The organism is Pseudomonas sp. NPDC087615 (assembly GCF_044743445.1).
Taxonomy (GTDB): domain Bacteria; phylum Pseudomonadota; class Gammaproteobacteria; order Pseudomonadales; family Pseudomonadaceae; genus Aquipseudomonas; species Aquipseudomonas baetica_A.
In genome coordinates this window covers 1-9,422 of the sequence record NZ_JBIUWM010000099.1, presented here as the reverse complement: position 1 = coordinate 9,422, position 9,422 = coordinate 1, and the positions used below count along the sequence as shown (strand labels likewise).

General features: G+C 59.0%; 11 protein-coding genes. 10 read left to right on the top strand and 1 reads right to left on the bottom strand.

Going from position 1 to position 9,422, the window contains the following annotated elements; all coding sequences use genetic code 11:
* From eno to ispD, 3 genes are all read left to right on the top strand, one after another.
* Window positions 1–1,154 (top strand): phosphopyruvate hydratase (gene eno, locus ACIOU6_RS27100; RefSeq protein ID WP_401139765.1); only part of this gene is annotated, 1,154 nt, incomplete at its 5' end.
* Window positions 1,155–1,323: 169 nt separating this feature from the next.
* A complete protein-coding gene (ftsB, locus tag ACIOU6_RS27095; RefSeq protein WP_221732458.1) occupies window positions 1,324–1,602 on the top strand; it encodes a cell division protein FtsB in 279 nt (92 codons plus the stop codon).
* Entirely contained in the window at window positions 1,599–2,306 is a 708-nt protein-coding gene (gene ispD, locus ACIOU6_RS27090; protein ID WP_221732459.1) for a 2-C-methyl-D-erythritol 4-phosphate cytidylyltransferase, read from the top strand. Before ftsB ends, ispD begins: the two co-directional genes overlap by 4 nt.
* Window positions 2,307–2,358: 52 nt before the next feature.
* Here ispD and ACIOU6_RS27085 read toward each other — a convergent pair whose 3' ends face one another.
* Window positions 2,359–3,255 carry a LysR substrate-binding domain-containing protein gene (locus tag ACIOU6_RS27085; RefSeq protein WP_221732460.1) on the bottom strand — a complete coding sequence of 299 codons (897 nt, stop codon included), beginning with the start codon at window positions 3,253–3,255 and terminating at the stop codon, window positions 2,359–2,361.
* Window positions 3,256–3,361: 106 nt separating this feature from the next.
* Here ACIOU6_RS27085 and ACIOU6_RS27080 point away from each other — a divergent pair, with 106 nt between their 5' ends.
* The 7 genes from ACIOU6_RS27080 to ACIOU6_RS27050 all read left to right on the top strand — a co-directional run.
* Entirely contained in the window at window positions 3,362–4,474 is a 1,113-nt protein-coding gene (locus tag ACIOU6_RS27080) for an S-(hydroxymethyl)glutathione dehydrogenase/class III alcohol dehydrogenase (RefSeq protein ID WP_047291898.1), read from the top strand.
* 96 nt (window positions 4,475–4,570) lie between these two features.
* Window positions 4,571–5,416, top strand: a complete 846-nt coding sequence (gene fghA / locus ACIOU6_RS27075; protein WP_401139760.1) for an S-formylglutathione hydrolase — start codon at window positions 4,571–4,573, stop codon at window positions 5,414–5,416.
* 43 nt (window positions 5,417–5,459) lie between these two features.
* Entirely contained in the window at window positions 5,460–5,933 is a 474-nt protein-coding gene (gene ispF, locus ACIOU6_RS27070; RefSeq protein ID WP_221732463.1) for a 2-C-methyl-D-erythritol 2,4-cyclodiphosphate synthase, read from the top strand.
* Window positions 5,930–6,988: a tRNA pseudouridine(13) synthase TruD gene (gene truD, locus ACIOU6_RS27065; protein WP_401139757.1), complete on the top strand. Its 1,059-nt coding sequence runs from the start codon at window positions 5,930–5,932 to the stop codon at window positions 6,986–6,988. The genes ispF and truD overlap by 4 nt, the downstream gene beginning before the upstream one ends.
* On the top strand, window positions 6,976–7,725 hold the full coding sequence (gene surE, locus ACIOU6_RS27060) for a 5'/3'-nucleotidase SurE (RefSeq protein WP_221732465.1): 750 nt from the start codon (window positions 6,976–6,978) through the stop codon (window positions 7,723–7,725). The genes truD and surE overlap by 13 nt, the downstream gene beginning before the upstream one ends.
* 41 nt (window positions 7,726–7,766) lie before the next feature.
* Window positions 7,767–8,402 carry a protein-L-isoaspartate(D-aspartate) O-methyltransferase gene (locus ACIOU6_RS27055; RefSeq protein WP_221732520.1) on the top strand — a complete coding sequence of 212 codons (636 nt, stop codon included), beginning with the start codon at window positions 7,767–7,769 and terminating at the stop codon, window positions 8,400–8,402.
* Window positions 8,403–8,614: 212 nt separating this feature from the next.
* The coding region (locus tag ACIOU6_RS27050; RefSeq protein WP_401139754.1) for a peptidoglycan DD-metalloendopeptidase family protein at window positions 8,615–9,422 on the top strand (808 nt) is incomplete at its 3' end.

Here is a 9,422-nt window from a genome sequence, read left to right as displayed (position 1 = left end):
GAGAAGCGCCCGAGCGGCGTGATGGCGACAAGACCCGTTACCTGGGCAAGGGCGTGCTCAAAGCGGTAGCCAACATCAACGGTCCGATCCGCGATCTGCTGCTGGGCACCGACCCAAGCGACCAGAAAGCCCTGGATCACGCGATGATCAAGCTCGACGGTACCGAAAACAAAGCGACCCTGGGCGCCAACGCCATCCTCGCCGTGTCCCTGGCTGCGGCCAAGGCTGCTGCACAGGATCAGGATCTGCCGCTGTACGCTCACATCGCTAACCTGAACGGCACTCCGGGTGTGTACTCGATGCCAGTGCCGATGATGAACATCATCAACGGCGGCGAGCACGCCGATAACAACGTCGACATCCAGGAATTCATGGTTCAGCCAGTTGGCGCCAAGTCTTTCTCGGAAGGTCTGCGCATGGGCACAGAGATTTTCCATCACCTCAAAGCTGTGCTGAAGGCCCGTGGCCTGAGCACCGCTGTTGGCGACGAAGGCGGTTTCGCACCGAACCTGGCGTCCAATGAAGACGCTTTGAAAGTGATCTCCGAAGCGGTGGCCAACGCCGGTTACAAGCTGGGCACCGACGTGACCCTGGCACTGGACTGCGCGGCCAGCGAATTCTACGAAGACGGCAAGTACAACCTGTCCGGCGAAGGTCAGGTGTTCACCGCGGAAGGTTTCGCCGACTACCTCAAAGGTCTGAGCGAACGTTACCCGATCATCTCGATCGAAGACGGTCTGGACGAGTCCGACTGGGCTGGCTGGAAGATCCTCACCGACAAGATCGGCGAGAAGGTTCAACTGGTTGGCGACGACCTGTTTGTGACCAATACCAAGATCCTGAAAGAAGGCATCGATAAAAAGATCGCCAACTCGATCCTGATCAAGTTCAACCAGATCGGCACGCTGACCGAAACCCTGGAAGCCATCCAGATGGCCAAGGCTGCCGGTTACACCGCCGTGATCTCGCACCGCTCGGGCGAAACCGAAGATTCGACCATTGCCGACCTGGCTGTGGGCACCTCGGCTGGCCAGATCAAGACCGGTTCGCTGTGCCGTTCCGACCGCGTTTCCAAGTACAACCAACTGCTGCGTATCGAAGAGCAGTTGAATGGCAAAGCCAAGTACAACGGTCGTAGCGAATTCCGCGGTTAAGCGAAAACTGATAGAAGGACACCGGATTGTGTCGGAAAAGTCGTGACAGCGATGGATTTGCCACTAATCTGATGCCTTGAAAGCACAAGCCTGGTTCTTCCAGGCTTCGTGCTATCAGACGTTTCAAATTTTGCATGGCTGTCTTTTTTCACTGGATACCTGATATTCGATGCGCAGTCCCTACTGGTTGTTTCTAGTGTTGCTCTTGCTACTGGCCGGTCTGCAGTACCGTCTGTGGGTGGGCGATGGCAGTCTGGCGCAGGTCGCCGAACTGAATCAGCAGATTGCTGATCAGCACGCCGAGAACGAAGGCCTGCTGGAGCGCAACCGGGTGATGGACGCTGAGGTCAGTGAGCTGAAAAAAGGCATGGAGACCGTTGAGGAACGAGCTCGCCATGAACTGGGCATGGTCAAGGACGGCGAAACCCTTTATCAGTTGGCCCAATGAGCGATTCCCTGCCGGCCTTCTGGGCCGTGATTCCTGCCGCGGGCGTGGGTGCCCGAATGGCCGCGGACCGTCCCAAGCAATACCTGCAACTGGACGGGCGCACAATTCTCGAACACAGCCTCGGCTGTTTCCTTGATCACCCGAGCCTCATGGGGTTGGTGGTCAGTCTTGCTGTTGATGATCCTTATTGGCCGAACCTTGCTTGCGTCAACGATCCGCGTATTCAGCGGGTAGATGGCGGGGCCGAGCGTTCGGGCTCAGTGCTCAATGCCTTGCTGCATCTGAATGCGCAGGGTGCCGACGATGACGATTGGGTGCTGGTGCACGATGCGGCACGGCCTAACCTGAGCCGTGATGACCTCGACAAGTTGCTTGCCGAACTGGCCGCTGACCCGGTGGGTGGTTTGCTGGCGGTGCCTGCGCGCGACACGCTCAAACGGGTCGACAAGCATGGTCGTGTTGTCGAAACCGTTGATCGCAGTGTGATCTGGCAGGCCTATACGCCACAGATGTTTCGGCTTGGTGCGCTGCACCGGGCGTTGGCGGACAGTCTGGTCGCTGATGCAGTGATTACCGATGAGGCCTCGGCGATGGAGTGGGCTGGTCTGGCGCCGCGTCTGATCGAGGGGCGTGCGGATAACCTCAAAGTTACCCGGCCGGAAGATCTGGAATGGCTGCGTCAGCGTTGGGCCAATCGCCGCTGAATCCTGTGGAGCCTGGCTGCTCGCGAAGGCGGCCGCATAAACAACCCGTCCCTCAGCTGCGATACTCAGGCCGCTCGGCCAGCCCCTCCTTCAAGAAATCCACCAGTTTGCGCACTTTCGGCGATAGGTGCCGCTGCTGCGGATACAGCGCCCACACCGCGGTATTCGGCGGTTGATGGGCCTCCAGCAATGAAATCAAAGCCCCGCTGTGCAGATGCTCCAGCACGTAATAGTCCGGTAATTGACACAGACCGACCCCTTGCAGCGCCGCATCCAGCACCGCTTGCCCGCTGTTGCAGCGCCAGTTTCCCTGTACCCGTTGGGAAAATTCCCGACCGTTCTGTTCCAGTTGCCAGATATCCGAGCTGCCGATCAGGCAATTGTGCCGGCTCAGTTCCGACAAACTGTGTGGGCGGCCATACCTTTCCAGGTAGGACGGCGACGCACACAGATACATGCGCCGTGGCGCCAAGCGAGCAGCGACCAGTCGCGAGTCCTGCAACCGGCCCAGACGAATCGCCAGATCCAAGCCCTCATGCACCAGATCGAGTTGGCGATTGCTCAGTTCGATGTCGACGCGCAGTTGTGGGTAATGCCCCATGAATCTCGTCACCAGCGGCACGATAAAGCGTTCGCCGTACGCCACAGCACAGGTCATGCGCAGCATGCCTTTGGGTTCACTGGTCAGATCGCCGACCGCGCGCAAAGCTTCTTCTCGCCCGTCCTGCAAGCGTTGGCAGTGTTGCAGAAAGGTTTGGCCAGCCTCGGTCAGTGCCACTCGACGAGTGCTGCGGTAAAGCAAACGTGTCTGTAAACGCTCTTCCAGTCGTACGATTTGTCGACTGATGTGCGAGGAAGAAACGCCAAGGCGTTCGGCAGCGGCGGTGAATTGGCTGCATTCGGCAACGGCGACGAATTCATCGATGCCTTCCCAGCGGTTATCGGTCATCGGGATTATCCCTGTGTGGCAATAATGTTTTGCTTTTGTCCTGATTATTCATCAGTTGGCGCTGAACTACACTGCGTGTCTCGTTTTTATTCACTGGAGAGTCAGCATGATCAAGTCGCGCGCCGCCGTTGCCTTCGAGGCCAAGAAGCCGCTGGAAATCGTAGAAGTCGATGTCGCCATGCCCAAGGCGGGTGAAGTGTTGCTGCGCGTGGTGGCTTCCGGTGTTTGCCACACTGACGCTTACACCCTGTCCGGTGCCGATCCGGAAGGCATCTTTCCATCGATCCTCGGTCACGAAGGCGGCGCGATCGTTGAAGCGATCGGCGAAGGTGTGACCTCCGTTGCCGTTGGCGATCATGTGATCCCGCTGTACACCCCGGAATGCGGCCAGTGCAAATTCTGCAAGTCGGGCAAGACCAACCTGTGTCAGGCGATTCGTGCCACCCAGGGCAAAGGTTTGATGCCGGACGGCACTTCGCGCTTTTCCTACAAAGGCGAAACGATTTTCCACTACATGGGGACTTCGACCTTTTCCGAATACACCGTGCTGCCGGAAATCTCCGTGGCCAAGATCGCTAAGGACGCGCCATTGGAGAAGGTTTGCCTGCTGGGCTGTGGCGTCACCACCGGTATCGGCGCCGTGATCAACACCGCCAAGGTCAAGCCGGGTGACACCGTAGCGATCTTCGGTCTCGGCGGCATTGGGCTGTCGGCGGTCATCGGTGCTGTGAAAGCCAAGGCAGCACGCATCATCGCCATCGACATCAACCCGGCCAAGTTCGAGATCGCCAAGCAGTTGGGCGCCACCGATTGCGTTAACCCGAAAGACTTCGATCGTCCGATCCAGGAAGTGATCGTCGACATGACCGACGGTGGCGTGGACTTCTCTTTCGAATGTATCGGCAACGTGCAATTGATGCGCGCAGCGCTTGAATGCTGCCACAAGGGTTGGGGGGAATCGGTGATCATCGGCGTGGCCGGTGCTGGCCAGGAAATCTCCACTCGTCCATTCCAATTGGTGACCGGGCGCGTCTGGCGCGGTTCGGCGTTCGGTGGCGTGCGTGGTCGCACCGAGCTGCCAAGCTACGTTGACATGGCCCAAAGCGGTGAAATTCCGCTGGATACGTTCATCACCCACACCATGGGCCTGGAAGATATCAACAAGGCATTCGACCTGATGCATGAAGGCAAGAGCATTCGTACCGTCATTCATTTCTAAAAGCAGCCCCAAGCGACAAGCTTCAAGCCGCAAGTAAAGGGGGCTTTTGCCTTTTCTTAAGGCTCGGAGCTTGCCGCTTGCAGCTGGGAGAATCCCATGAGTCTGGAAAACATTTCCTGTCAGAAAAGCTTCGGTGGCTGGCACAAGCGCTATCGCCACCGCTCCGACGTGCTGGGCTGTGAGATGGTGTTTGCCGTGTATCTGCCGCCGCAGGCCGAGCAGGGCGGCAAGCTGCCGGTGCTGTACTGGTTGTCGGGCCTGACCTGCACCGATGAGAACTTCATGCACAAGGCCGGCGCCATGCGCATGGCTGCCGAGCTTGGCTTGATTATCGTGGCGCCGGATACCAGCCCCCGTGGCCCGGATGTACCGGGCGATCCGGATGGCGCGTGGGACTTCGGCCTCGGTGCCGGGTTTTATCTCAATGCCACGCAGGAACCGTGGTCGCGGCACTATCGGATGCATGACTATGTCGTGCAGGAATTGCCTTCACTGGTTGAAGCGCATTTTCCGGCGTCCGATAAGCGCAGCATCAGCGGTCACTCCATGGGAGGCCACGGCGCGCTCGTATGTGCGTTGCGCAATCCAGGGCGTTATCAATCGGTGTCGGCGTTCTCGCCGATCAACAACCCAATGGATTGCCCGTGGGGGCAGAAGGCGTTTTCGCGCTATTTGGGTGAAGACCGTTCGAAGTGGAAAGAATGGGATGCCTGCGCACTGATCGCCGAAGCCAACGAAAAGCTGCCGCTGCTGGTTGATCAAGGTGATCGGGATGACTTCCTTGCCACCCAGCTTAAACCCGAAGCCCTGCAACAAACGGCAAAACAAGCGAACCATCCGCTGACGTTGCGCCTGCAACCGGGCTACGACCACAGTTATTTCTTCATCTCAAGCTTCATAGACGACCACTTGCAGCATCACGCACGCGCTCTGCGCGGTTAATGCAGGTAGAATCACGCCCTGACAAAAATCGGGGCGTTTTTTTATGCGTATTGGCCACGGCTATGATGTGCACCGTTTCGCTGAAGGCGATTTCATTACTCTGGGCGGCGTGCAGATTGCACACGGCTTCGGGCTGCTCGCTCATTCCGACGGTGACGTCCTGCTGCACGCCTTGAGCGATGCCTTGCTCGGCGCAGCTGCGCTGGGTGATATCGGCAAACACTTTCCGGACACCGACCCGCAGTTCAAGGGCGCCGACAGTCGCGCATTGCTGCGTCATGTGGTCGGGCTGATCCACGCCAAAGGCTGGAAAGTCGGCAATGTCGACAACACCATCGTCGCCCAGGCGCCGAAAATGGCCCCGCATATCGAATCGATGCGCGCGCTGATCGCTGCGGATCTTCAAGTTGAGTTGGATCAAGTGAACGTGAAAGCTACCACCACCGAAAAGCTTGGCTTTGTCGGTCGCGAAGAAGGCATCGCCGTACACTCCGTTGCCTTGTTGCTGCGCGCATGAATGAACTGCAATTGCTCGGCCCGCGGGCCTATGGCGAACCCCTCGGCACTGCGGTACTGAAAGCCATCGCGGAAGACTTCCAGGTCGATGAGGTGCTCGACATCCCGTTCAGCGGCGATGGCGAACACCTGTGGATCTGGGTCGAAAAACGTGGTCTGAACACTGAAGAGGCCGCACGGCGTATCGCCAAGGCTGCCGGCGTCCCGTTGCGCACCGTCAGTTACGCCGGGCTCAAGGATCGCCAGGCGCTGACCCGTCAGTGGTTCAGCGTGCAACTGCCGGGCAAGGCTGACCCGGATCTGTCGGCGGCGGAAAACGACACGCTGAAGATCCTCAAGACCACCCGCCATAAGCGCAAGCTGCAACGTGGTGCGCATTCGGCCAATGGTTTCACGCTGCGTCTGACCCAGTTCGCTGGCGACAAGGCGGCCATTGAAGAGCGCCTGCAACTGATCGCCCAACAGGGTATCCCCAATTATTTCGGCGCCCAGCGTTTCGGCCATGACGGTGGCAACGTCGTCGATGCGCGTGCATGGGCGGCGCGCAAGGCTTTGCCAGAGCAGCGAAATGTGCGTTCGCGCCTGCTGTCGACGGCGCGCAGTTTTCTGTTCAATCAGGTGCTGGCGGCGCGGGTCGCTGATGGCACCTGGCAGCGCGCGCTGGTCGGCGATCTGTTGGCGTTCACCGATAGCCGCAGCTTTTTCCCGGCCGGTGAAGCCGAGTGCAGCGATCCGCGTCTGGCGATTCTCGATCTGCATCCGACCGGCCCGCAGTGGGGCGAAGGTGACGCTCCGACCGCTGGCGCTGTCCATGATCTGGAACAGGGGATTGCCGCCCGTGAAGCAGAACTGCGTGATTGGTTGATTCACGCCGGCATGAGCCACGAACGTCGCATCCTGCGACTGCCCATTGGCGGGTTGACGTGGCATTATCCCCAGTCTGACATTCTGCAACTGGAATTCGTCCTCCCGGCCGGATGCTTCGCCACCGTATTGGTGCGCGAACTCGTTGATCTGGTGCCGGTGGGGCAGACGGACAGCCCATGCGTATTCTGATTTCTAACGACGATGGGGTAACCGCACCCGGTCTCGCCGCGCTTTATGCTGCGCTGGCGGATTACACCGAATGCGTGGTTATCGCCCCGGAGCAGGACAAAAGCGGCGCCAGCAGTTCGCTGACGCTCGACCGTCCATTGCATCCGCAATACCTGGCCAATGGCTTCATCAGCCTCAATGGCACACCGACCGACTGCGTGCACCTGGGCCTCAATGGTTTGCTGGAGCGCGAACCGGATATGGTGGTTTCCGGTATCAACCTCGGCGCCAATCTCGGCGATGACGTGTTGTATTCCGGGACAGTGGCGGCAGCCCTTGAAGGCAGGTTCCTCGAGCGCCCTTCGTTCGCCTTTTCGCTGGTCTCACGTCAGGTGGATAATCTTCCTACGGCGGCCTACTTTGCGCGCAAGCTGGTCGAGGCCCACGCCGGGCTCGATCTGCCGCCGCGCACGGTGCTCAACGTGAACATTCCCAATCTGCCGATTGATCATATTCGAGGCATTCAGTTGACCCGACTCGGCCATCGCGCCCGGGCGGCGGCGCCAATGAAAGTGGTCGATCCGCGCGGCAAGTCCGGTTACTGGATTGCCGCCGCCGGCGATGCTGAAGACGGCGGCCCCGGGACTGATTTCCATGCAGTGATGCAGGGCTATGTCTCGATTACTCCGTTGCAGCTTGATCGCACCTTCAACGATGCCTTCAGAGGGCTCGACGGCTGGCTGGAGGGACTGCGCTGATGGCTCGTGAACACGAAGACAGAATGCGTAGCGGCATCGGCATGACTTCCCAGCGTACGCGCGAGCGTCTGATTCAGCGCTTGTACGAAGAGGGTGTGTCCAACGCTAAGGTGCTGGAAGTGATCCGGCGCACGCCGCGTCATCTGTTCGTGGACGAAGCGTTGGCGCACCGCGCTTATGAAGACACCGCGCTGCCGATCGGCCACAACCAGACCATCTCCCAGCCTTATATGGTGGCGCGCATGAGCGAGCTGCTGCTGGAGGCCGGGCCGCTGGACAAGGTGTTGGAGATTGGCACCGGCTCCGGTTACCAGACGGCCGTGTTGTCGCAACTGGTGGAGCGGGTGTTCTCGGTTGAGCGAATCAAGGTTTTGCAGGATCGCGCCAAGGAACGTCTGGTTGAACTGAACTTGCGCAACGTGGTGTTCCGTTGGGGCGATGGTTGGGAAGGCTGGCCGGCACTGGCGCCGTACAACGGCATCATCGTCACCGCCGTGGCCACCGACGTGCCGCAAGCGTTGCTCGATCAGTTGGCTCCGGGCGGACGCCTGGTGATTCCGGTGGGCTCGGGCGAAGTGCAGCAGCTGATGCTGATCGTGCGAGAAGAGCACGGCTTTTCCCGACACGTTTTGGGTGCTGTGCGATTCGTGCCTTTGCTCAATGGGCCTCTGGCCTGAGCATATATTCAAAGGCGCTGAATTCCTTTCGTTCGCTTTGGTCTTACTTCGGCGGCAAGGGTTTAAACGCAGCAGGTTGTCAGCTTGCAAACGTGTGCGCGAAGCCGTTTCGCTACATTAAAGGTAAAGCTGATTCGGCCCGTTATACTGGCAGCACTTCATGCCGAAAGCCGGCATTTCAAATTTTTCAGCCACCACAAAGGGAGCGGCGGGTGAGTCTCACAGTCATTGCGCAGCGTATGGGTAACACGAGCTTTCAGCGCCTGGTGACTGGCCTTGTCTTGAGCACCTTGCTAGTGGGTTGCTCCAGCACCAAATCGAGCAATGTTCGAGTCGTTGATCGCAACGCGGTCGCTCAGCGTCCTACAGTGACGACTGGGCAGTATGTAGTCCGAAAGGGGGACACCTTGTTCTCCATCGCGTTTCGCTACGGCTGGGACTACAAAGCCCTCGCGGCTCGGAACAATATTCCTACGCCGTACACGATCCACCCAGGTCAGACAATTCGCTTTGATGGCCGCACCGGTTCAACGTCCACGGCGGTGGTGAGCAACTCCAGTTCTTCGCCTTCATCGTCGAGTAAAACCACGGTAATCCGGCGCCAGGCAAATGGCACGACAACCACTACAACCACCGGTTCTACGGGCGCTGTACCGTCCGTCGCCAGTAAGTCAGCGCCCGCTCCACTGCCTCCAGCGGGTCCGGCCCCTACCGGCTGGGGGTGGCCATCTAATGGCATCTTGATTGGAAAATTCTCTTCAAACGGTAGTTTGAATAAAGGAATTGATATCGCCGGGGATTTGGGACAGCCTGTTTTAGCTGCGTCTGATGGGACGGTTGTATACGCCGGGAGTGGCTTAAGGGGCTACGGCGAATTAGTCATCATCAAACACAGCGAAACCTACGTAAGTGCTTACGGTCACAACCGTCGGCTGTTGGTTCGGGAGGGACAGCAGGTCAAGGTCGGACAGACAATTGCCGAAATGGGGACAACGGGTACAGACCGGGTGAAACTGCATT